Below are 24,703 nucleotides of genomic sequence, written 5' to 3' on the forward strand. Positions count from 1 at the left end.
TGAATTACCTGCGGTGATGGCTGATAATCCCCTCACTCCTTAGCCATGCTAAGGAAACAGAATCTATGGAGGCCCTGGTCCTCCCGCAACAATAGCTCGTGAACTCGGTCAGGTCCGGAAGGAAGCAGCCGCAGCGAGTGACTTGTGTGCCGGGATGTGGCTGGGGCTTCCACCCATTAAAAAGCCCGCAAAGTGATTTGCGGGCTTTTTGCATTCTATGGCTCGTCCTGAAATGAATGAGATTATGAGTTTAAATATCAAATGTTTTTCTAGAGGTACATTTTCAAGTTTAGATAAGTCAAAATTTGTTGATTTAACGTCTAACCAGTTCAACCTATCGTATTGTTCTTTTATACCAATTCTCTAGTACTTTGGTACTTCTTGGTCACAGTCTAACTTGAACATTCTTAAGTCTTCAAATAGTGAGCTTTTTCTCGCAAGATCATAAATCTCTTCACAGAATATCGTCGCTGTTTCTGCACCTTTTACTCTGAACAATACTCTTTTATTGAATGGAGTATTAAATAGTTTTTCCTCAGACAAATAGAGAGCCATAATTAGTAATTTATTTCTTTTGGGGGATTTTCTAGTCCTTGATTTAGATTCATCAATGACATCGATGACATTATTCAAAGCCAATATATACCTGTTCTTAAGCACTCCACCCTGCAATCTAAGTTCTGCTGGATAGCATTCAATTCCAAAAGGATCAAAGCTCATAACTAGCTCAGCAAATTCCTTACTTACGCAAAGATCGCCGTTGTCTGATATGCTTCCGACACCTTTTATTGAGCCATCAGTAGCCTCCCAAACAATAGGCTCTGCTGAACTAGTTGGTTCGTAATCTGCTTTACTGTAAAGAGGTTCTCTGTTGTCTACACATGTAAAACTTGTACTCGAAACTTGGTAATTTTCGCTAATAATCGAGAATTTCATAGGTTAAGTTTATCGGTTTTAGACTGATTTGGAGGCCTTTCTTAAATCTTGTTATCAATTTTAAGGTGATGAGTTTGAAATCTATATAATCGTTCTACCAAAGTAGTGGTGCTTTCCAACATACGATAGAAAAGGGTGCACCTACATAGTGCTCCCCTTTAGTCACTAAATATCTCTAACCCAAACGTCTTTGACATGTTTCTTAAGCAAATCGATCACACTTTGGTGGACGAAAATTAACCCAAAATCTTCTTCGAGTTTAAATATCAAACGTTCCTCTAGAGGGATATGTTCAAGTCTAGAGAAGTCAAAATCTGTCGAATTAACGTCTAGCCAGTTCAGCTTACCATATTGTTTTTCTTTGTCCGTCAGTCTATAAGTTTGATGGATATACGGCATTCGATAGTCTTCATAAACCTTTATTTGATCATCTGAAGGCTGGCTTGGAGAACAGTCAACACGAGCATCTAACCATTCAACGCCATGCTGCACTAGCTGCTCTACTTTTGAGGCAATATCGCTGATAATAAACAGCTTTGGTGAAAAGGTCATCTCCAACAGCAAATCAGGTTCCACTGGAACTATAGGTGCTGGAGTTGCTTTGAACGGAAAGTTCTTGAAGTTTTGAGTAGATAGTATTTGATATTCGTTATGCATTTTAAAACACCGGTGCTTCTTCATCAAAGTTAAACGGTTCTTGCACAAGGCCTATAGCTCCATTTTTCTCTGCAATATCCCATACATGATTAACTAATTCCGCAGAGAAGAAAATAGTATCATCAGAACCTTTTACTCTAAATATGTGCTTCTTGTGTTCAGGGATTAAATTATACTTATTCTCACAAATAAAAAGCTCGTCAACAATTAACTCCGGAGGAAGTCCATAATCAGAGTTATCTTCCATATAAGTATGGCTTTCATCCACATTCATTACATCGATTATATTATTTGTGGCCATAATATATCTATTTGAATATTTTTTATCTTCAGATTTTAGCGCTGCTGGCATAAAGATTATCCCATAGGGATCCCAAGACATGATAGCTTTCATTATCAACTCGGATACCATCCTGTCACCTTTGTCAATAATATCGGGTATTTCATCTAGATCATGGTCACCTGCTAGCCAAATGATTGGGCTCAGGGCTGACACAGGAATATATGAATTATTTGAATAAAGATATTCTCTTGCATCATCTGGCTTAGCTATAATGTCGTTTGACAATAAGTTCTCACTAAATGTCGCTAGCATTTCGGTTTCTATCATTTACCTAGCTCCTTTACGTTTCTGAGACGACCTTTTTTTGAGTCAAAAATAATAATTTTAACTTCAGATTTATTTTTTACTTCTTTATAAATATTTTCATAGACAGAGTTTTTATTTGAAGAGGCAAAATACTCTTTGTCATTCTTTTCGTATGTATTATTTTCTACTATAGAACCATTATTTTTTTCTTTATATTCCTGAGTCTCTTCTTTATCTAACTTCCTATTATAAAAAACAAACTCTTTTGAGCTATAGTGGCTATCTCTTGATACACACATGCCACAACCTGTATTGTTTTCTTTGAATCTAACTCCATCTGACTTTAGCAAAAGTTTAAACTTAGATATATATTTTAAGATCTTATTAGATACTTTATCTATTTCCTTAACATAGATTTTAAAGTCTGTGTCACAATCTAAGTTTTTTAATGTTAAAGCAAGCTTAATTGCAACCACTTTATGATACCCAGTAGTTGAGTCAATCGATTTCTTTAGGCTCTTGTCTTTTACTTTAGCTGATTCGGCAGACATTTTAGCTTTTGAACTGTAAAAAGAACCCTCTATATTGGGGTCAGTATGGCCTGAAGAATGCTGTGGGGTCTCATAATAGCAACATATTTCTTCATCTGAGGAAAGCAAAACTAGGTTACTCCCATGATTCATGGACCAACCTTTCCTTTGCATTTGTAAAGTTCGAAAACTTGCTAGACTGCCTACAACCATATCGCTAATAATATGATGAGCATCAAGTGTACCGGATTTTAAGTTTAGAGGGTGTGAAGAACGAAGTTCAGCGCTCGCTAGTTTATATGAGTCTGACTGACGGACTACGTCACCTTCGAACTCTTTAACTGAACATTTGTTGTTTTCGTTTGTACTCGTCATGATTTAGCTTTCCCTTTGCTTCTAAGAGCATCAGAACATTGCCTTTCCCCTTTTCCTGCAGGCCTTTTGCAGATTTTACATCTAGGGCTATCTTTGTCTTTTTCTTCGTTCGCTTTATCGCGGCTTTTTCCCGACTGAGAAGACTTACCAGTATCATGCTTCACCTTTGCTGGATAAGCTCTTTCACTTTTACCTAAGATTCGTGCAAAAAGTTGATCAAATTCGCCCATTGCTTCTTTCAGCTTATCTGGCACCATTTTATCAATCACTTTGACTTCGTCGGCTAGCTTTAAGAAATACGCACCAAGCTCGTCCGCTCCCATTCTATTCGCGTAAGAGGCTAGCTCTGTCGCTACTTCGATACATGGTTTCAGTACATCGGAGATAATGTTGCTTGCTTGTTTGGCGTAGTCCATCCAATCCAGAGTTCTGAGGAACTTTTCGGGGTCTCCTTTTCCAAGGCCTCGAAGTACCGCAAGTAAAGTGTCTTTAGATGTCCCTTTGCCACCTTTTAGCGCGACTTTACAGGTACCTTTAACCGCGCTGCCGAAGGTTGGGATACAACCGATGAGGGTAAGGGAGAGTGCTAGCCAGTTTTCTGGCTTATCACGTTCAGCTTCATCAAGCAGTGTCATGACGTTAGCGGACAGATCTCGTACATCTGCTGCTTGGTCAACGACTGGAATCATAGTTAGTGCTGTGTTAGCGATGATTTGCTCTACTGAGGCGTCATCATTGAAGTCCCCAAGGATAACTCCCCATATCCAGCTAGCTGCACCGGACATACGCTTCCAAGCATTTTCCCAAAAGCCCACTTCACCTTTTTTTGTTTTCTCTATAAGCAGTTGTGCATTAGCATTTGGATTAAAGTTGGGGTTGGTTTTTGTCGGAACATTAGGTGCGAAATCGCGAGAGTCTTCACCATATTCGATAACAAACTCCCCAGGTGCGACACCTCCTACTGATGCCTTACCTTTATCATCCAGTTTGCCTTCAAAAACACCGCCTTTTTGATCGGTTAGCTTGTAGGTCGCACCTTGAACAGGGTCACCATCTGAATAAGAAAGGAAGAGATCAACAGTATAAGTCCCTTCAGCATCTTCGGTTACGGTGACAGAAGGATTTTGGGCACCACCAAGACACATGGTGTTGGCTTTGTTCATTGTCATTTGGTCTGACAAGCGACACACACCTTTTCCTTCCATTGAAACAGTTGGGGAGGCTGAGATGAACTCGGCTTCAGCTTCTATAGTGCCTGACGCTACACCTTTCTTATCGCCACCCGCATCGCCGGTACTTGCCGCGAATTTACTGCCTTTAATCGCAATACTATTGCCGCCATCCATAGATACGGTGGTCGTTCCATCTGCTAGATCAGCGGATTTTGCATTATTACCATATGGGATAGGTACAACGGCATTACCGACTGTGGTCAGACAAACGTCGGGCAATGTGGCATTGGCTTCACCGCCGGATCCCTTATGGACTACGCTAAGTCCATTAGCACAAACTGTTACACCCATGATGCACCTTGAGTTATTCAAACAAAGATAAGCAATGATATAAAAGAAAGTGCACATCAATCTAACTAAAAACATAGGTATAATGAATGGATTGCACTTCAAATTCACCAAAGTAATAGATCTTGGCTACATGTCTCACAAAATGGATGAAATTTTGTTGTTGCTCATCTCTTAGTGAAGTCGCTGGGCTGTGTCATTTCTACTTAAGACTCAATAGTTAATGCTCTATTCTGACATAGTGGACTGAAGCTGTAGCAATGTTGGAATGAAGCTGAGGGAAGATTAAGCCATTATTGTCTTGTTATTAGGAAGGTATAGAGCTGGTCGTACATATCTCTGGCGAGAAAAGCTGCGACCAGCTTGATCTGAGGCTGTCTGTGTGACTGCAAAAATACTATCCGCCCCAATTCTCAGCTTCAATTTTTGCCAGTGCTTTAGCGGCTTTCTGCAGGGCAGGGAGGAACTTGATGGCTTCATCCGGTTTGACTCGAATCACGGGGGCTTGAATAGCTAAACCGAGATTAGATTGTCCATTTGGTGACGGAACCAATACGGCGATACAGACTAAGCCGGGTAAAAATTCTTCGTCATCGATGGCAAAACCGTGGATTTTTGCATCGTCGATGTTTCTCTCCAGCTCATCAAAATTGGTGATGGTGTTGACCGTATATTGGGTTAGCGGGACGCTTTCTATCAAGCGGCGGCGCTGAGACTTGGACATGTGAGCAAGGAACAGTTTTCCTGTCGCGGAGCAATGCACGGGTACTCGTGAGCCGGGGTGGAGATGGAAACGCAATGGCGCTTCGGTTTCGGCACGATCGAGATAGATGATCTCGCCACTGGACAGAGCGGTCAGGTTACAACTTTCACCGACTTCCGCTCTAAGGTTTTCGAGAATGGTGCGACGTGCACTGTGCATGGTGCTATTGAGCAACAAATTCTCAGCCAACTTTCTTAGGCGAATGCCTGAGCTGTAATGCTTTTCATCGCCATCTTTCTGAATGATACCTGCTGATTCGAGCTGCTGAAGCATACGGTGTAGCGTCGGTTTTGGCAGTCCGGTCTCTTCCACTAAGCCTTGCAGTGAAATGAACTCGTCTTTCTGAGCGATCACCTCCAACAATGCAAAAAGTCGGAGTGTTGGCGTATCCCCCTGAATTTGAGGTGCTTCTTTTGTCATACTTTTATTCATCCTTGCGATACATCCAAGTCTAAGATTGTACAGTCCTAATAATAATATATCCATTTTCTGAATAAAAATTGATCTTTTGTTGTCTCGTCATTAACATTAAATTAATATATGGAACATTTTGTCTCACTAAATGGAGTTTGTTAAATGAAAGCGATAAAAAGGATCATCAACAAAGCTCAACAGAATCGTAAGCGGATCATACTGAGTGAGGCGCAAGACCCGCGTGTACTCGCTGCGGCTCGAATGGCAGTGGACAGGAAGATTGCCCACATCACTTTAGTTGGTGACAAACAAGTGATTCGTGATGCCGCCAAGTTGCATCAGGTCAGTCTTGCTGGGGTGCATATTGTCTCTCCTGACAGTTCACCACTTAAAGAAGTGCTGGCTGAGCGATACTACCTATTGAGAAAGGCGAAAGGGTTGTCTTACGACCAAGCACTGCAACAAGTGCAAGACCCGCTGATCTTCGCCAACCTGATGGTTCGTGAAGGCTTAAGTGATGGCACGGTCAATGGAGCGCAATACACAACTTCAGATGTGGTGAGAGCAGCGTTACAGATAATTGGCCCAGCGCCAGACAGTGAATTGGTGTCGAGTTTTTTCTTGATGATGCTGTGTGAACCGTTCCATAACCTTAAAGGGGGATTGATCTTCAGTGACTGTGGTTTAGTGATCGATCCTAATGAAAGCGAGTTGGCCTCCATCGCTGTGGCTGCGTCTCAAAGCGCACGTAACCTTTTGATGGAAGAACCTAAAGTCGCGATGCTGTCCTTTTCAACCAACGGCAGTGCCAAGCACGAGTCCGTCGACAAAGTTCGCCATGCTGCCCAGCTGGTGAAGCAGCGATGCCCAGATATCGCAGTCGATCAGGACGTTCAGCTTGATGCGGCTATAGTGACGGAAATTGCCGCTAAGAAGCTGCCAGACTCTCAAGTCAAAGGGCAATCAAATGTACTTATTTTCCCTAATCTGGAGGCTGGCAATATTGGATATAAATTGGCAGAAAGGCTCGGTGGGGCGGTTGCGATTGGCCCGCTTTTACAAGGTTTGAATCAACCAGCGAACGATCTGTCTCGCGGCTGTACCGCTGACGATATCGTGAATGTCATTGCTGTGACAGTAGTGCAGGCACAAGAAGAGAATAACACGCAACCGGACCCGGTTGACCCCGCGCTCACCAGCAGCGTGAATTAGGAGATTGAATGGAAATACCCGCTTTACTGGCCATACTCGTGACCATCGCCATTGGTACTTACTTTCAAACGGTAACGGGCTTTGGGTTAGGAATCATAGTGATTGGCCTGACGGTCAGTCTGAATTTGGTCTCTTTACCTGTTATCGCCGCTGTGGTCAGCATTGTTACCCTGTTTAACTGTCTGGTAGCTCTTGTTGGTAAGCCACTAAAGGGGGAATTGAAAATCATGCTGGCATTGGTCGTGGGTATCGTGCCTGGGGTCATGGCGGGTGTGTATTTGCTCGATGAACTGAGCGCGTCAGCGACCAATATCATGCGAGGGATGCTGGGGATCATGATTCTCGGTGCTGGGCTGAACTTCATGTTTAAGCCCAAAACGCTTGAAAACCGTTCTGCTTCCACTTCTTTTTTGTTCTCAGGGTTTGGCTCTGGTCTGGCTGGTGGTCTGTTTGGCATGGCTGGGCCGCCGATTGTCTACCACCTCTACAAACAGCCGTTTTCCATTGAGTTAGTGCGCAGCACTTTATTGATGGTTTTCGCGTGTACTTCGGCTTCTCGCACCGCTTATGTCTATCTTGATGGCAGCTTAGAATTGAACATATTGCTACTATCAGCAGTAGCTATTCCTTTGGTAACAGGGGTGACCATCATCGCGCGGCGTTTCCCACCCCCTTTATCCAATCAACAGCTGAGGAAGTTGGTATTTTCAGTACTGTTGATGATAGGCAGCTACCTGATCATTGCCTCTCTTCTTTCACTACAAGTTTAGCAACGCTCTGTTCACCGTTTTAGCATAGTGAACAGGTGACGACAGATGGTAAACAAGCAGTTTTCCTGATGATCAATAATGATGTTACGCTGATAATAAGGGCTGAGATCGACCCCCATGCCAACGCCATAGACGTCAATCTTGGCGTTATTCGTTGCTTGCTCGATGACTTGTTTAAGGTGGTTGTCGAGATAAAACGAATCGTTCGCTGTTGAAGTCGCGGTATCCATCGGGCACCCATCAGAAAAAACGATCAGAATCTTACGTTGTGCGCCTTGTTGGGTGAGCCGTTGGCTTGCAAACTGAATAGCTTCACCATCTATTCCTTCTTTGAAAATGTCGGCTTTACGAAGGCTGGCGATTCCTCGTCTTGCCCGGCGCCAGTGGGTATCAAAGTCTTTGAAAACAATATGGCGCACTTCATTTAAACGCCCCGGGTGCTGGGGTTGCCCTTGCTTCAGCCATTGCCGATAAGCTCTGCCGCCATTCCAGTTTCCTGTGGTGAATCCGAGAATTTCACATGGGATGTCGGCCAGCCCGACAGATTTAAGCAAGGTATCCATTAACATGCTGAGCTTATGGGCGTGTTTTTGCATTGAACCTGAGCAGTCGATCAGGAAGGAAATAGCAACGTTGGAAGAGGCGCCGACATCAGTTTGGAAGAAAATGTGGCGATCATGGGGCGATGTCACCACCCGTGTAATGGCGGCGGCGTCAACGATGCCTTCTTCCAACTGATCCTGATGACAATTTTGCTCTGGCATTAGCACACTGCTGGCTAACATCGCCGCCAGACGTCGGGTATTGATCGAACGCGCCATCATATCATCGGTGAGTTTCTGTCTTAGTTCATCGAGCAGAGCATGGCGGACAAGGGACGTCGCTTGGCGAATTTGATCAAATTCACGTGTATAAACCTGGTACTGCGCATCGGCCAATTCAAACACTTTACTCTGGCCGGTTTCGTCGGCTGGAATGTCAGTGTCTTCTATATCTCCGTCGACGATAAGGGCAATTTGCGCGAGGATTTTGATGTCTTCTTCGACGGTAGGTGTGCTTTGGCTATCGGACTCTTTTTCTTCGTTTTCAATGAGTTCGGAAACACACTGGGCAAGTTGCAGAGCGTAAGTCGAAAACTCGGCTTGCTGAGGCCTATTTTGTTTTAATGACTTGAGCGAATGCCCGATTAACGGCACGATTCCGGCGCGCGTCGCTTCAATCGACTCGGCAATCGGTTCAGCAACAGCAACGCCAGTTAATCTTGAATAGAGCACCTGCATAAGGGTAAACAGCAGAATACCGAGGCGAGACTCAGTAAAACCATTTTGATGATATTGCTCACTCCAATAAGCGAAGTTAAAGCGAGTGCTCCGTTGAACACCTTTGAAATGCTCTGGGATTAATGACTCTACCCGTACTTGTTCGCAGAAGTCGAAAAGCAGCCGTTCAATGTCATGTTCTGGTCGCCGTGCTTGGTGCATATGTGAGTCGGATAAAATCAGTCTCAGTGCGGCTGAGTCCATTTTTCCCTGCGTAGCCTGTTTACTTTTTGTCAGTTCGTGACGAGTTAAAAAAGTCAGGTCATTGGTGTGGGCAGACAGAAAATAAAAAGGGTGATTACCTTTGTACAGACGATCGCCTCGGTAACTTAATGTGTCTTCACCACTGATTGCGCGGGCAACAGAAACACTCAGGTCGAGGATCTTTTTCTGCTGAGAGGAAACACTAACCATGGTTGACGGGCTCCTGTGGCGTGGTCGCGCGGTTGTCAGAGAACAGAGCCTCCCCAAAGCAGCGGTAGTAATACTCAGCGACCAGTTCTTGCTCTTCATCTTCACAACGATTGACGAAAGACAGCCTGAAAGCGGTGGCGACGCTGTTGAAAATCTGAATGTTTTCCGCCCAAGTCAGAACGGTTCTTGGAGACATCACGGTGGAAAGGTCACCGGCGGCAAAGCCATTTCGGGTAAGCCCCGCAGTGGCAATCATCTTATTGACCAGTTGGCGTCCGTTTTCCGTGTTGAGCTGGGGGATCTTCGACAAGACGATTGCGGCTTCATGCTGGGCATCCAAATAGTTGAGAGTTGCGATGATATTCCAGCGGTCCAGCTGACTGTGGTTGAGGACTTGAGTTCCGCTGTACAGTCCAGAAAAGTTACCCAAACCGAGAGTATTGCATGTCGCAAACAGGCGAAAAAACGGATGAGGGGTGATCACGCGATTCTGTTCGAGAGACGTGTATTTGCCATCTTGTTCCAGCAATTGCTGGATAACAAACATCACATCTGGCCTGCCAGCATCGTATTCATCCAGTACTAATGCAATTGGCTGCTGTATGCTCTGAGGAAGAATACCTTCTTTAAATTCAGTGATCTGCAAACCATCTTTGAGCACTATGCTGTCTTTGCCAATTAAGTCGAGTCGGCTCAGGTGGCCATCCAAATTGATTCGCAGACAAGGCCAGTTAAGTCTCGCTGCGACTTGTTCGATGTGCGAAGACTTGCCCGTACCGTGCATGCCTTGGATCAAGGTACGCCTGTTTGAAGTGAACCCAGCTAAAATCGCCAGTGTGACCTCAGGATCAAAGCAATAGTTAGGGTCTATTTTAGGAACATATTCTCCTCTTTTTTCAAATGCTAACACCTCCAAATCACTGTCGATGCCAAAGGTTTCGCGAACGCTAACCTGCTTGTTTGGTGCCATGAGTGCCTGATCCATTTTCCTTCCCTCTTAATACAGCGCTGATCCCCATATGTTCAGTGACGATCTACTAGCTTGAACAAATCTGTGCTCGATTATGAGCAGGTCTGAATGACTTAACGACACTTTCTGTACAAAAAACTATCAATAATGTGATCCAGTTTTATTAATTAGAATGAATTGTTCCAATTTGATGAAAAAATTTGACGGCGAAAAAATCCCCAACTAAGGTGAATTTGAATCAAAAAAAGAGACAATTCATTCCGAAAAGTGAAATTTATGTCAATTCAAGGAGAAGGGAAGAATGAGTGAGCAAGAAAAACGCACGGTTGTTTCCGGCAATGCGACAATGACACCATCAGAAGCATTCGTTGAGACCATGGTTGCCAATGACGTAACAGATATGTTCGGCATCATGGGATCAGCATTCATGGATGCGATGGATATATTCGCTCCTGCAGGCATTCGATTGATTCCGGTAGTGCACGAGCAAGGCGCTGCTCACATGGCTGACGGTTACTCACGAGTTTCTGGACGACATGGTGTTGTTATTGGACAAAATGGTCCGGGCATCAGTAACTGTGTTACTGCGATTGCAGCGGCTTATTGGGCACACAGCCCAGTTGTGATTGTCACACCAGAAACGGGCACAAAGACTATGGGTCTTGGCGGTTTCCAAGAGTGTAACCAGCTGCCAATGTTTCAGGAGTTTACTAAGTATCAGGGCCATGTGACCCATCCAGATCGTATGGCGGAGTACACAGGTCGCTGTTTTGACCGAGCAATGAGTGAAATGGGCCCAACCCAGCTCAACATTCCTCGTGATTACTTCTATGGTGAAATTCAGACTGAGATTCCAAAACCAGCTCGTCTGGACAGAGGCCCAGGTGGTGAACAATCCCTTAATGAAGCGGCAGAGCTGATCGCAGAAGCGAAATTCCCTGTCATCATTTCAGGTGGTGGCGTGGTCATGGCTGATGCGATTGAAGAGTGTGCGGCACTTGCAGAACGTTTAGGCGCTCCAGTGGTTAACAGCTACCTGCATAACGACTCATTCCCAGCTAGCCATCCTCTTTGGTGTGGCCCGTTAGGCTACCAAGGTTCTAAAGCAGCAATGAAGCTGATTTCTCAGGCCGACGTGGTGATTGCGCTCGGAACTCGTCTTGGTCCATTTGGTACGCTGCCACAGCACGGCATGGATTACTGGCCGAAAGACGCCAAAATCATCCAGATCGATGCTGATAATAAAATGTTGGGTCTGGTTAAGAAAATTTCTGTTGGTATCTGTGGTGATGCGAAAGCATCAGCAGTGGCATTAGCGACAAGGCTTGAAGGACGTGCTCTGGCATGTGATGAAAACAAAGCAGTACGCTTGGACAAAGTCGCGACAGAAAAAGCATTGTGGGAAAAAGAGCTCGACGAGTGGACGCATGAACGTGACCCGTTCAGCCTAGACATGATCGAAGAAAATGCCAATGAAACGCCGTTCTCTGGTGGTGAGTATCTACACCCACGTCAGGTACTGCGTGAACTTGAAAAAGCGATGCCAGAAGATGTTATGGTGTCTACCGACATCGGTAACATCAACTCAGTGGCGAACAGCTATCTTCGCTTTGAAAAACCGCGCAGCTTCTTTGCAGCAATGAGCTTTGGTAACTGTGGTTACGCATTCCCAACCATAATCGGTGCTAAGGTTGCAGCGCCACATCGTCCGGCGGTTTCTTACGCAGGTGATGGTGCATGGGGGATGAGCCTGATGGAAACCATGACGTGTGTTCGTCACAACATTCCTGTGACTGCGGTGGTATTCCATAACCGTCAATGGGGCGCAGAGAAGAAGAACCAGGTCGACTTCTACAATCGCCGCTTTGTTGCTGGTGAGCTGGATAACCAGAGCTTCGCAGAAATCGCACGCGCAATGGGGGCTGAAGGGATTACCGTCGACAAACTGGAAGATGTTGGCCCAACTCTGCAAAAAGCCATCGACATGCAAATGAACGAAGGCAAAACCACCATCATCGAAATCATGTGTACTCAGGAATTGGGCGACCCGTTCCGCCGAGATGCACTGTCTAAACCTGTACGCTTCCTCGACAAATACAAAGACTACGTATAAGTCGCGGGCTGGCTGTCCGGCCAGAAAGTGGCCGGACTCAGGGATTGAGTAAGATGGTGGATGTAATGATTTCTAAAACAATGAAAATGCCGCGTAGTCTCTACTTTGAGGCGACAGGCATCGCACCGGGATTGCTGCTAAGTGTCGTGATTGCAGCGGCAGCAACCTTTGTCTCTGATCATTATGGAGGCCCTAAGTTTCTTTATGCATTGTTGCTGGGTATCTCATTGCACTTTTTATCCGATCACGAAAAGTGCGGTGCAGGTATCGAGTTTGCGGCAAAGAAACTGGTGCGGATTGGTGTGGCATTGCTGGGCGTGCGTATTGCTTTCAGCGATGTCAGTGCGATTGGGCTGGAAGGGGTAGGGATTCTGGCTGGCGCAGTCGTACTGACCATTTCATTTAGCCTTATATTGGCAAGACTGCTTAACGTATCGGGAACGTTTGGCCTGCTTGCTGGGGGTGCAACGGGAATCTGTGGCATTTCAGCGGCCATGGCCATTTCATCCACCATCCCTCAAAGCAAGGAGAACGAGCAATACACCCTGATGACAGCAATTGGTGTTGCTGCATTCTCAACAATTGCCATGGTGTTGTATCCACTGATTGTTAATTCACTTGGCTTAACAGCGAGCGAAGCGGGGATGTTCCTCGGTGGTTCGATTCACGATGTGGCGCAGGTAGTTGGCGCCGGATTCATGTTATCGACAGAAATCGGTGATGCATCGACGCTAGCGAAGATGTTCAGAGTCGCCATGCTAATGCCAGTGATTTTACTCATTGCATTAACTTTCAGGGTAAAAAGTCATAACGGCAATTCAGATTCGAATATATCAACACCAATAATGCCGTTCTTTCTGATTGTATTTATTGGATTAATTACGATTAACAGTTTTGGTTGGGTTTCTGCGCCATTGGCAGAAGGTATGTCTGAACTTTCTAAATGGTGTCTGGTGATTTCAATTGCAGCTTTAGGGGTAAAAACTTCATTTGAAAAGCTTTTCTCTCTCGGATGGAAACCAATACTGTTATTACTGCTTAATGCTGTCTTTATAGCAGGATATATGTTGACTGTGATTTATGGTCAACGAATGGTTTCTTAGTATTTGTGATTATTAGTACTGTAAGGATGTAATTATGGATGATAAATACTACATAAGTTCGATTAAAGATTTTTTCAATATAATAGAAACCATTGGTAATAATAGCGGTCCAACTTTATATCATGCACATGAAAATAATAACTCAATATTAGTTCCTAAACTTGGTTGTGTGCGTGCTAGAAATATATATGACTTAGAGCAAGAGACGTTATCAGCCATTAGAGTTTATGGCTTCCATTATCAGGATAAGCGTGAGATTAATGACTGGCTCTTGATGTGTATGGCGAGGCTACAAGGCTTTCCAACCAGGCTATTAGAATGGACTGAGAATGCCAGTAAAGCGCTGTGGTCTGTCTGCCACAGTGATAATGTTCAGAGTATGACGGTACTTAAAGCTAATGATAATCAGCATGTTAGATTTGTTGATTGTCCATACTCTCTGAAAAGCACAAAGATATTTAATGCTGCAAGCTGTGATACGTATGAGCGAGACCGAGAGAAGTGGTATTCCATCCACCCTCTGAAACGCAGCGCGACAGAATACTTTGAATCCTTGTATGCGGAAAAAGAATATGCAAATCGATTGACATTGATTCATATATTACCTTCAGTGAAAAAGAAACTTATAGAGGAATTGATAGCTATGGGTATTTCGTATCAACCTGAAAAAGAAAATACAGATGTGCATACTCACTTAAATGATGCAGAAATCATGAGTAATAAAAATAAAGGAGACATTTCCTCAGAACATGATAATAAAAATGAACAACGTGTTCTTGAACAATACGGAAGAGTTTATCATCAGGACTTTGATTTTGATTGAGCATAAAGTGTCAGTATTATTTAATAATTAAAATTGATAAATTTATTAAATAAATCTAGATTTTATTTTTAATTGAATAATTAAATAGTCATAAAACTGTAATCTGTGAACTCAACGTTTGAATTAAATAAAACTCAAAGATAAAGTGAGGGACCTTGTTAACAAAATGTTAACTAGTCTTGTTGCTCTAATTATAAATGGCAGATCATCTGCTGATATTAAACCAATAACGTAAACATAAAAGGACCTTGGAATATGAATATGCAAACTACTGCAGCGACATTAGTACAAGAAAACCAAGTCGATAGTGCTTTCTTACAATCATTTAGCGATGCGTGGAACAATCACGATGTTGAAGCCTTGATGACGTTCATGACTGATGATTGCGTATTCCACACGGTTGCTGGCGAAGGATTGTTTGGCACCACTATTGAAGGAAAAGAAGCGGTTCGTGACAGCTTTGCAGCGGTCTTCAAAAACTTCCCTGATGCAGCTTGGAGTGATCCGGTTCACTTCGTCTGTGGTGACCAAGCCATTACAGAATCAACGTTCTCTGCCACCAATCCAGATGGCAGTGTGACTGAAGCTCGTATGGTCGATGTCTTCACACTTAAAGATGGCAAGATCCAAGTGAAGAATGCGTTCAGAAAAACTCGACCAGCACAGACTCCTAATAAATAAACGCGCTAAGAAATCGTTATTCACGTGTTATGACCAGGAGAGTCGAATTATGAGTTTAGTCATGGACCAGCCAGCCTTTGATGCTGAAGAGCCTCAGGTAAAAACGACACAAGCAAAAGATAAGTACGATCCCAAGTACGATCCACTTAAAGACAAAAACCCGGGACAGGGTAAGGAATACGCGCCGACTTACTGGGTTGATACGGCAGGCGCACCGCCAGAAGACGACGGCCCGATCACATCCGATATGGATGTTGATGTCGCCATCATTGGCTCAGGTTTTACTGGCTTGAGCACCGCGATTCATTTAGCTGAAATGTACGGTATTAAAGCGACAGTGATTGAAGCCAACCGCTTAAGTTGGGGGTGTAGCACCCGAAATGGCGGGCAAGCGCAATGCGCCTCCGGAAGACTGAAGCGTTCACAATGGATCCAACGCTGGGGTGTTGATACTGCTCTAAAAATGCACCAAGAGTGTGTGGATGGAATGAACACCTTTAAGTCTCTGATCAAAGACATCGACTGTGATCCTCAGCCGGGTGGCCACTTCTATATTGCTCACCGTGCCAAGATCATGCCGACGTTGGAGAAGGAAGCCAAATTGCTTCGTGAGACCTTCAACTATGACGCGCAGATCTTAGATGCCGACACCGTGAAACGAGAATACGTTGGTGATCAGGAAGCGGCGGGGGCGATGCATGAGCCTGAAGGCATCGGTATTCATGCGGGCAAGCTGGCGTTTGGTTACCTGAAAAAGGCGCGAGCACTTGGAGTTAAAGTGCACCCTGCCAGTCCAGTCACAGGGTGGGAAACCCGAGGTGGTGTTCATTATCTCAAGACACCCGGCGGAGTGGTGAAAGCGCAGTCGGTCGGTGTGTGTACGGGTGGCTACACCAGTCAAGGTCTGCACTCTTCTCTCAAAAATCGTCTGTTACCGGTGTTATCTAACTCCATGGTGACGCGTCCACTGACTGCAGACGAAATAGCAGCATGCAATTTCAAAACCAATCAGGTGATCACCGATACACGTGTATTGCGTCACTACTACCGCTTATTGCCTGATAACCGAGTACAGATCGGTACACGAAGTGCTATCACCGGGCGTGATGCTCCGCAGAAAAAGTACGAAGACATGCTAAGAGCAGATCTAGCGCGTAAATTCCCCGCATTGGATCAGATTCAGGTCGATTACTCGTGGTGGGGTTGGGTAGACGTCAGCCACGACATGATGCCGCGGATTTATCAGCCAAATCCGAGCGAGTCCATCTTCTATGCGTTGGGCTATGGCGGAAATGGTGTGATGTATTCGGCGCAGGCTGGTAAGCGCTTAGCACAGTGGATAGCAGGTGAAGGCCATACACTCGACCTTCCAATATTTGAATCAAAACTTCCGTTCCCGAACGTGAGAGAAGTGGTGGAATCGGAGTTATTTGCACCATTTCGACGAGTCGGGCAGCGGTTCCTCTATCAATGGTATCAGCTAAAAGATGAGGTGCTGTAATCAGTTAAACGTTCCAGATTAGGGAAATACAAACGACCAGGAAAGTTGTACCAGGTCACCTTGTGAGCAAAGCGCAGGTAGGGAATCTGCGCGATATGAAAAGGTTAAGACTATGAAACTTATAAAGAATAAAATTGTAGCAGGCATGACAATTGTAGCGATGACAGTATTGTCACACACAGCGACTGCACAAACTTTCAAGATGGCAATCGGCGATGCTGCCGGTGGCACTCAATGGGAACTCGGCACTAAGTTTACAGAGTTGATGGAGCAAAAAACGGATGGCAAGGTCAAAATCGACCTGTTTCCGAATGGTCAGCTAGGTAACGAGCAAGACACCGTCAACGACGCGGCCATTGGACTGTTGGACTTCTCTGTTTTGGCGATCAATAACGTCACACCTTTCTCTCCAACTGTTGGCCTTTTAACTATGCCTTACGTGATTCAAAGTGCTGAAGAAGCCGTGCTATTGACGCAAGGCCCTGTCGGTCAGGAGCTGGTGGAAAACACCATCCGTGATGCTGGTGTGCGTGTTGTGGGCTGGGCCTATTCAGGCTTCCGTGTGCTGACAAACTCGAAAAAACCGGTTGCGTCTCCGGCTGACCTAAAAGGCTTGGTGATTCGTGTCCCTCGTAACGAAATTATGATTGCCTCTTATCAGGCGTGGGGTGTAAACCCAACACCTATGGCGTGGTCTGAGACGTTTACTGGTCTGCAACAAGGCGTGGTCGATGGTCAAGACAACCCTTACATCACTGTCTATGCGATGAAGTTTAACGAAGTGCAGAAGTACGTCACCAACATTCGTTACATCTTCTCGCTTGAGCCACTGATCATCAGTGAAAGTATCTTCCAGCAGCAATCTCCTGAAATGCAGAAAATCATTCTTGATGCAGGTAAAGAAGCAACGGAACACAGCTTTGCTTACCTACAGGAAACAGAAAGCAAAATTCGTAAAGACCTTGAAGACAAAGGCATGGTGTTTACAGACCCAGCTGACGGTGAGAAAGAGTGGATTGATAAAGTCACTAAATCTGTCTGGCCTAAGTTCTACTCAAGTATCGGAGGAAAAGAAAAGCTAGATAACGTTCTTGAACTACTGGGTAGACAATAACGACAAGATACACCCTATCTGTCCCGAGCAGGGCAGGTAGGGTTTTTACATGGCCTTACTTGTTTATCTGTTCAATACCCTTGAGCGACTGGTTGTCATGTAAAGATCAACATCGGAGGCTATATGTCAGTCGCTAAAACAATTAAAAAACACCTGAACAATGTCGAGGAATACACTTGCTGCCTGCTACTGGCAAGTTTTGTCCTGCTGTTGTTCTCACAGATCATTTCACGCCAGCTGTTCGATTACTCCATTCCATGGGGAGACGAAGTCGCCACCTATATGTTTGTTTGGTTTGCCTATTTAGGCGCGGTTGTCGCAGCCAAAATGTCGGCGCATAACCGAGTCAGTTTTCACTTCAAGTTTTTCCCTCCTATCGTCCAGACCATCAGTGAAACCATTGCAGATTTCCTTTGGTTACTGTTCAACGGTTACTTCGTTTATCTGAGCTATGACTTTGTGTTCAACAAAATGAACCTGTTCTGGAAATCTCAGACGACGGGGATTCCGATGAAGTATTTCTACATGATTCTTCCGATTGCGTTTTCACTAATGATGATCAGGATCCTCTGGAACAATTACGAGCGCTTGTTCAAAGGAGTGAAAAGTGAAGACCCAGAGGTCAAGGAGCTCAATAAACTGACAATGCAGAAGTCGCTGAACTCGCAGTAAGAGAGAGAAGTAACGATGGATGAATATTTAACTCTGATTTTGTTTGGCGGCTTTTTAACCCTGCTGATCTTAGGCGCACCGATTACTGTGTCTCTGGCAGGGGCATCAATGGCTGCTTATTTAATTCTGGATAAGAACCCGATAGCGTTAGTGCAAATCGCATTTACTTCAGTCGGTAATTTCCCTTTGATGGCTTTGCCTTCATTCGTACTGGCTGGCGCTTTGATGGAAGCGGCCGGAATTTCCAAGCGGTTGGTGGATATCGCTGAAAGCCTTGCGGGACCAGTGACTGGGGGGTTAGGTGCCGCCACTGTAATGGCGTGTCTGTTCTTTGGTGCTATTTCGGGCTCAGGGCCTGCGACGACTGCGGCGGTGGGTATGCTGATGGTGCCAGCGATGGTGAAACGTGACTATGAGAAAAGCTACGCTTCGGCGGTCACCGCTGCCTCAGGCGGTCTCGGGATCATCATTCCGCCGTCGATTCCTTTGGTCATTTTTGGTATTTCGGCGATGGGCTTGATGGCCCCACCGGAAGCCATTGCGCAGCACGGGCAGTTCGCCTCTCTATCGATTCCAAAGCTGTTTGTAGCTGGGGTTGTTCCGGGTTTGATCATGGCATCGACCTTAGTTATTACCAACTACATGATTGCGAAGCGCAAAGGCTATTCCGGCTTGACAGAAAACTGGTCTTTCGGTGATATCAGGCATACTTTGCGCCGTGGTGTGTGGTCCATATTAGCGCCGTTTCTGATCCTTGGCGGTATCTACAGCGGCATGTTTACGCCGACCGAATCGGCTGTGGTTGCGATCTTCTACTCGCTGTTTGTCGGGCTGTTTATTCACCGTGAATTGTCGTTTAAGAGCATTACTAAATCGCTGTCGACCACAACCTGGATTACAGGTCGCGTCCTGCTGATCTTGTTTGCTGCCACTGTGTTTGGTCGCCTGCTGATCGAACAGAAAATACCAGTGGTAGTGGCGGAATCTCTGCTTGGCTTCACCGACAACATGTACTTAGTGTGGGCGCTAACCATCACGCTACTGCTGTTCATTGGTATGTTTATGGAAACCCTAGCAGCGATCATGATCATTGTGCCGGTATTGCTGCCCATTATGTACATGCTTGGCGCGGATCCAACGCACGTTGGGATTGTGGTGGTATGTACGTTGTCGATTGGTTTTGCCACTCCACCACTGGGAGAAAATATCTTCGTTGCCTCGGGGATAGGCGGGGCCACAGTGGAGCAAATTACCGCTAAGATTCATCCATTTGTGCTTGCCTCGGTAATTGGTGTGTTTGTGATTGCCTTCTTCCCACAAATCAGCTTATGGCTGCCATCTATGGTCGGATACTAGGAGGTATGAACGTGAAATTACAACGAATTCTTCTTTTAGCCACTGTGATGCTGAGTGCTCTCAGCAGCGCGATAGTACAAGCTGAAGAGAGCCAGCAAGCGGTCAATGTACTGGATATCTCGGAGCCGCATGTCGCAACACAGGCAGAGCGCAGAGCAAAAACGCTGCTATCTAAAGCCGTGCTGCATATTCAGAACCAAGGCGATAAGGCGGTCAGTGATTTTTCTACTGACTCAGCATTTGTTGATGACGAACTGTATGTCTTTGCGGTGGGAGTCGATGGCCAGTTTCTCGCCAGCGGTGGCTCATCAATGGTGCTAATTGGTGACAGTGTATTGGATACTCAGGATGTGTATGGTAAGCCTTTCTTTCGTGAGATGATCTCGAAAGCGGTTCACAATGGCTATGGTGAGGTGGAATACCACTGGACCAATCCAACCGATCGAATGGGGGAGCCCAAGAAAACCTTCTTTGAAAGGGTGGGAGATGTGATTGTGGCCGTGGGCTACTATCCTGAGCGTTCCAGTGCGACTGAAGCAAAACAACTATTGTCGAGGGCTATGGCCGCAATGGTGAATTCAGAGCAGCAGAGTTTAGACGCATTCAACGATATTGATGGTGATTTTGTTCAAGGCGATCTGTATGTGTTCGTGCTCGATATTAACTCTGGTAAGTTTCTCGCTCACGGTACCTCTCCAGAGTTAGTGGGGCGTTCGCATAACGAAATTCTTAACCCAGATCTCAAACCAATTGTGACCGAGCTATTGTCATTGGCGCGTAAGAATGGGCGAGGGGAGTACTCCTACCGATGGTTGAATCCGTTATCAGGTAACGTTGAGAATAAACACACTTATTATCGAGTATTAGATAACAAGGTAGTCGCTGTAGGTTATTACACTAAATCGCAGTCGTCGTAATCTAATTAGAGTATAAATACAGGGCTTAATAAGGCCACTCTACGGAGTGGCCTTATTATTTCTTCATTAACAGATATTCATTAGTTTTTTGATTAACAACTTATTTTATTTAAATGAAAGGTTGGAGATGATTGTAACGATATTAAAATATGGGTATAGAACGTTAAGTTATAAGGCCGTCGGTTTTAATGATTATTCTTTCTTTCATTTATAAGTATTAATGGATTTTTCAGTCAAAGTAGGATTTCATCAGGGTAATACTTGAGGATTTAAATTTCCATTTCAGAATTTTTCTATTTAAGTTATTGAAATTGTTTGTTTTTGTGTAATTTACCGTCGCTTGCGTGAATGGGCTGGTTTTTATCGATGAAAAGGTATTAATATTTATCAATTGATTTAATTGATATTATTTTTATCTGAGTTTTTCAGCCATATATGTTTCTATATTGTTTCATTTCTTCACTTTTATTTTTGATTATTATAAAAATCTCAAGAATTAATAATGGTTGATTATTTAATTTTTTGACAATTTAAACGAGGTTGTTGAATTCTGGGATGCTTATCAAAATTTAATTAAGCAACTTTGCCTTATTAAGATTCCCACTAAAAAATAGTTTTGGTTCCGACTTTTCCTGTAAGACAGAGAATTACTGTATTAATACAGGTGATAGTGCATCGGAACAAACTATAAATTTGGCTTAACAAATAAAGGCATCACCTAAGTTTGATATAGGTGCCATAGGATTTAAATCATGAAAAAGACAACGATCAGTTTGTTGGTAACTGCAGCGTTAATGGGATCGCCATTGCTGGCTGTTCAATCTGCCATTGCCGCGCCACAGAATAGTATCGCCGCTTCTCAGAGTGAGTCGGTGGAAACACAGATTACAATGCAAGGCGTGGAGCAGTGGTACTCAACGGCTCAGGTCAAAGTGAGTAACGTGTCCGGTGAAACGTTGGATTTAGACAGTGCTGAAGTTTGGGTCACCACAAGTAAAGATGCGTCAGTGAACACCGTATGGGGTGCACCGGGTTTTAGCGTTAGTAGTCCAGCACCCAATACTTTTGTTTTTACACACGACGCGACGTCTGACCCGCTGTCAGCAGGTGCATCATTCGATCTGATATTTGGTCTTAACTCAACAAACGGAGATTTCATCGATCAAAACGACCTTAATGTTGAGCAAGTCATCATCAAGAATGACCCCGCGTTACAAGGTAAGATTGAACTGATTGCGCCAACATCCCCTCACTCCAGCCTGTCTTCAGCTTCCATTTTGGTTGAAGGGGAAAGTTACACAGAAACGGTTTCAGTCGCATGGGGCTCTACCTACACACTCGACCATTTAAAAGATGGTGAATATCAGGTCACCGCTTTGGATGTGTCGAGTGAAGAGGGGATTGCTACAGCGGCTTCGCCAACCACAACGGTGACAGTGGATAGTGACCAATCCGCACCAACGGCTTCCGTTCAATACGATGCATTTGTTTATTACGCGGGTATCGATCTTACAATGCCTGCCATTGAAGGAGTTGCTGGAAGCCTAACTACAAACGTTGCGGTACATCCTGCAGGCAGCGAAGATATTGAACGCAGCGTCATCGTGCCATTTGGTGGAAATCTGGATATTGGTAAACTGCTTGACGGCCACAGCTACGATCTAAGTTACTCGCCAGTCACCGTGAATAACACTTTGTACCAACCTCAGGACAACTTGAATATTTCAGTCAACAAAGACAGCGAGACTGAAGTAACTGCAGACGTTTCGTCCACTGATATTGATACTGAAGGTTTCCGTATCGTAGAAACAACGCTTTCAGGGCTGCCATCTGAAGCGATGCCAGTCTTGGTGAATTTAGTGGCGACAGATGGTTCTGGTCTTTATAGCTATGAGATCACAGAGAACACGTTCACCCTGCCTGATACGGTAAAACCGGGGGAATATCAGGTAGAGATTGATCCAGTTTCCGCTGGTGAGACGCGCTACGCCTACGATGGCGAAGAGTCAGTTACGGTGACCGAAGGTAGTACTCCGTTTGTGTTAGCCCTGCCGTTCCGAGAAGCGATGAGCCTGGCAGTGAGAGGTTTCCCTGATTTCGTTGCCAACGGCACCGTGACCAATGACAGCGAGCAGGCTACTCAAGAAATCGGAGCTACGCGCGTCGATGCAATCTTTAAGTACGCGGGCCTGAGTGGCTCCGGTGACCCAGATGTCATCTTGCCGAAAGATGGTCTCCCGCTCCATACGACCTACGCAAACGCTCAAACGGCTTCTGGAATTTCTGGAAAGCCTGTGTTGCCTGTCATGGTAGTTTACACCGCGAACGCCAGTGGTGGCGCAAGCTGGGGTGACCTGAAAGACAACAACCTTCTTTACAAACATTACGCTACCTTCATTACTCAGGCGACAGCCGCGCAGGAATACGCTCGTGGCGATGGCAGCTCGCCTATGTCGTTTGTACTGAACCCAGACTTCCTTGGTGAACTGCAGAAAAACCCATCTGACGTTGAAATGCTCAGTGTGTCGGGCAGTGTCGAAGTCAACAATCAGTTGGCGCGTGCTCTGGAGTTCATGGAAGAGACCTACGGCTATCAGCCACCTGTAGAAATCCCGCAGTTTGAGGATACGTTGAAGGGCTATATTGCGTCATTAAACTTCATCATGAACGCGCTCGCTGAGGATGTCACTTACGGTTGGCAGATTAACCTTTGGGCAGTGGGCTCTGCGAATTGGATCCATACGTCCGAGGATCAGTCTGAAGCTAAAGGCCAAGAAGTGGCTGAGTTTATCGCTTCGTTAGATGTCTACAGCGGCACCTACACTCCTGACTACATCGTGTTTGATAAATATGAACGAGATGGTTTTGGGTCGGAAGCGATTGCTAACTACGCATACAATGCAACGAGCTGGACACGTTATCTTTCTTACGTGAAAACCATCAGTGACGGTGCCGATTCACCAGCAATGATTTGGCAGATCCCTGGCGGCCATATGCCGACCGAAGAGGAAGGTAATGATCTCATCGGCGTTGAACATGAAGCGTCAGGCGGCTCTTACTTTATGGGTGACGCTCGTATCAGTACAGATATCAGTACTATTCGAGCAGGCTTACTCGATAAAGCTCTGAGCGCGGAGATCTACAACGGTGCGAGTAACGTTGGTGAACTCCTTGCAAAAGATAATGGCTATGATTGGTCGAGAATGGCGATGCATGATTTGCCGAAGAGTAATGTCTTCTCTATTTTCTGGGGAGGCGGCTCGACTACAGCAGTCGTATCGATTGGCTCCAACGGTACGGACAACGGCTGGTTAGACGGTAAGGTTGACGCCTACGCTCAAAGCCCTGCATGTCTGATGGGCAACGAATGTGATGGTTCTATCTGGGGTGGAGAAGGTGGAGAAACCCCACCTCCTGGTAATCAGCCACCAGTGATTGAACTATCACCAAATTACGAGGTTGATAGTGGGGAAACGGTCACCATTACGGCATCGGCAACCGATCCGGAAGGTGCACAAGTGAGCTACCAATGGACGGTACCTTCAGATCTAACAGTCGTTGGAGACACGAACAGTGCAACGCTCGAAGTGACCGCGCCTGTGACGGATTACAATCTGACCTACTCCATTTCGCTAGAGGCTTCAGATGGTGAGGAGTCAGCGGTTAAGTCAACACAACTGAAAGTGATTGGTGAAAACACCGGTGGTGGCGATGGCATTTGTGCGGATATTCCTGAATTTGAGCCGGGGCAATATGAGGAAGGCGCACAGGTGACATATCAAGGTAGCCTATATGAAGCTGAACGTTGGACGGATGCAGAATTAACGCCTGCGGATCCATATTCTGGCTGGGTGTGGATTGGAAGTTGTGCTGAGTAGTTTCCATTTAAACCACATTAAGTAATACCGCTAGGCCCGATATTGAGTATTCGATATCGGGCCTTTTGTGGGTTTT

20 protein-coding genes and 1 other RNA gene are annotated in these 24,703 nt (G+C 45.3%); 13 read left to right on the forward strand and 8 right to left on the reverse strand.

Annotation, left to right across the window (positions count from 1 at the left end; genetic code table 11):
* Positions 1-72 precede the first annotated feature (72 nt).
* Positions 73-169: signal recognition particle sRNA small type (ffs, locus tag IX95_RS25940), an RNA gene on the forward strand.
* 194 nt (positions 170-363) lie between these two features.
* Here the strand turns inward: ffs and IX95_RS16710 are convergent.
* From IX95_RS16710 to IX95_RS16735, 6 genes are all read right to left on the reverse strand, one after another.
* Positions 364-936: a hypothetical protein gene (locus IX95_RS16710; protein ID WP_038162116.1), complete on the reverse strand. Its 573-nt coding sequence runs from the start codon at positions 934-936 to the stop codon at positions 364-366.
* A 165-nt stretch (positions 937-1,101) separates the two neighbouring features.
* Positions 1,102-1,593 (reverse strand): hypothetical protein, encoded by a 492-nt coding sequence (locus tag IX95_RS16715; RefSeq protein WP_038162118.1) that lies wholly within the window; start codon positions 1,591-1,593, stop codon positions 1,102-1,104.
* A 1-nt stretch (position 1,594) separates the two neighbouring features.
* Positions 1,595-2,203, reverse strand: coding sequence for an imm11 family protein (locus IX95_RS16720; protein WP_038162121.1), 609 nt, complete (start codon positions 2,201-2,203; stop codon positions 1,595-1,597).
* The gene (locus IX95_RS16725) at positions 2,200-3,087 is read right to left on the reverse strand and encodes an AHH domain-containing protein (protein WP_038162124.1); all 888 of its coding nucleotides are present in this window, start codon (positions 3,085-3,087) and stop codon (positions 2,200-2,202) included. The genes IX95_RS16720 and IX95_RS16725 overlap by 4 nt, the downstream gene beginning before the upstream one ends.
* Positions 3,084-4,610 carry a PAAR-like domain-containing protein gene (locus tag IX95_RS16730; protein ID WP_038162127.1) on the reverse strand — a complete coding sequence of 509 codons (1,527 nt, stop codon included), beginning with the start codon at positions 4,608-4,610 and terminating at the stop codon, positions 3,084-3,086. The genes IX95_RS16725 and IX95_RS16730 overlap by 4 nt, the downstream gene beginning before the upstream one ends.
* Before the next feature lie 394 nt (positions 4,611-5,004).
* Positions 5,005-5,790 carry an IclR family transcriptional regulator gene (locus IX95_RS16735; RefSeq protein WP_006959205.1) on the reverse strand — a complete coding sequence of 262 codons (786 nt, stop codon included), beginning with the start codon at positions 5,788-5,790 and terminating at the stop codon, positions 5,005-5,007.
* Between the two features lie 156 nt (positions 5,791-5,946).
* Here IX95_RS16735 and pta point away from each other — a divergent pair, with 156 nt between their 5' ends.
* A complete protein-coding gene (gene pta / locus IX95_RS16740) occupies positions 5,947-6,996 on the forward strand; it encodes a phosphate acetyltransferase (RefSeq protein WP_038162130.1) in 1,050 nt (349 codons plus the stop codon).
* 8 nt (positions 6,997-7,004) lie between these two features.
* Entirely contained in the window at positions 7,005-7,766 is a 762-nt protein-coding gene (locus IX95_RS16745; RefSeq protein WP_038162133.1) for a sulfite exporter TauE/SafE family protein, read from the forward strand.
* A gap of 11 nt (positions 7,767-7,777) precedes the next feature.
* On the opposite strand, the gene IX95_RS16750 is transcribed toward IX95_RS16745, so the two are convergent.
* On the reverse strand, positions 7,778-9,499 hold the full coding sequence (locus IX95_RS16750) for a cobaltochelatase CobT-related protein (protein ID WP_038162136.1): 1,722 nt from the start codon (positions 9,497-9,499) through the stop codon (positions 7,778-7,780).
* Positions 9,492-10,484 carry an AAA family ATPase gene (locus IX95_RS16755; RefSeq protein ID WP_038162139.1) on the reverse strand — a complete coding sequence of 331 codons (993 nt, stop codon included), beginning with the start codon at positions 10,482-10,484 and terminating at the stop codon, positions 9,492-9,494. The genes IX95_RS16750 and IX95_RS16755 overlap by 8 nt, the downstream gene beginning before the upstream one ends.
* A gap of 286 nt (positions 10,485-10,770) precedes the next feature.
* Between IX95_RS16755 and xsc the strand changes: the two genes are divergently transcribed.
* The 10 genes from xsc (at position 10,771) to IX95_RS16805 (ending at position 24,627) form a co-directional block, all read left to right on the forward strand.
* Positions 10,771-12,582: a sulfoacetaldehyde acetyltransferase gene (gene xsc, locus IX95_RS16760; RefSeq protein WP_006959195.1), complete on the forward strand. Its 1,812-nt coding sequence runs from the start codon at positions 10,771-10,773 to the stop codon at positions 12,580-12,582.
* A gap of 65 nt (positions 12,583-12,647) precedes the next feature.
* Complete coding sequence (locus IX95_RS16765) at positions 12,648-13,685, forward strand: YeiH family protein (protein WP_038162739.1); 1,038 nt, start codon at positions 12,648-12,650, stop codon at positions 13,683-13,685.
* Positions 13,686-13,719: 34 nt separating this feature from the next.
* Entirely contained in the window at positions 13,720-14,508 is a 789-nt protein-coding gene (locus tag IX95_RS16770) for an FRG domain-containing protein (protein ID WP_038162142.1), read from the forward strand.
* A 255-nt stretch (positions 14,509-14,763) separates the two neighbouring features.
* Complete coding sequence (locus tag IX95_RS16775) at positions 14,764-15,189, forward strand: nuclear transport factor 2 family protein (RefSeq protein ID WP_019276709.1); 426 nt, start codon at positions 14,764-14,766, stop codon at positions 15,187-15,189.
* A 49-nt stretch (positions 15,190-15,238) separates the two neighbouring features.
* Positions 15,239-16,690: an NAD(P)/FAD-dependent oxidoreductase gene (locus IX95_RS16780; protein ID WP_006959187.1), complete on the forward strand. Its 1,452-nt coding sequence runs from the start codon at positions 15,239-15,241 to the stop codon at positions 16,688-16,690.
* Positions 16,691-16,802: 112 nt separating this feature from the next.
* Positions 16,803-17,804 (forward strand): TRAP transporter substrate-binding protein, encoded by a 1,002-nt coding sequence (locus IX95_RS16785; protein WP_038162145.1) that lies wholly within the window; start codon positions 16,803-16,805, stop codon positions 17,802-17,804.
* A gap of 123 nt (positions 17,805-17,927) precedes the next feature.
* Positions 17,928-18,476: a TRAP transporter small permease gene (locus IX95_RS16790; RefSeq protein ID WP_006959181.1), complete on the forward strand. Its 549-nt coding sequence runs from the start codon at positions 17,928-17,930 to the stop codon at positions 18,474-18,476.
* A 15-nt stretch (positions 18,477-18,491) separates the two neighbouring features.
* Complete coding sequence (locus IX95_RS16795; protein ID WP_038162149.1) at positions 18,492-19,832, forward strand: TRAP transporter large permease; 1,341 nt, start codon at positions 18,492-18,494, stop codon at positions 19,830-19,832.
* 47 nt (positions 19,833-19,879) lie between these two features.
* Complete coding sequence (locus IX95_RS16800) at positions 19,880-20,749, forward strand: cache domain-containing protein (protein WP_253819517.1); 870 nt, start codon at positions 19,880-19,882, stop codon at positions 20,747-20,749.
* Between the two features lie 752 nt (positions 20,750-21,501).
* Positions 21,502-24,627 (forward strand): hydrogenase expression protein, encoded by a 3,126-nt coding sequence (locus IX95_RS16805; RefSeq protein ID WP_038162151.1) that lies wholly within the window; start codon positions 21,502-21,504, stop codon positions 24,625-24,627.
* Positions 24,628-24,703: the final 76 nt, after the last annotated feature.

The organism is Vibrio sp. B183 (genome assembly GCF_000740665.1).
GTDB classification, from domain to species: domain Bacteria; phylum Pseudomonadota; class Gammaproteobacteria; order Enterobacterales; family Vibrionaceae; genus Vibrio; species Vibrio coralliilyticus.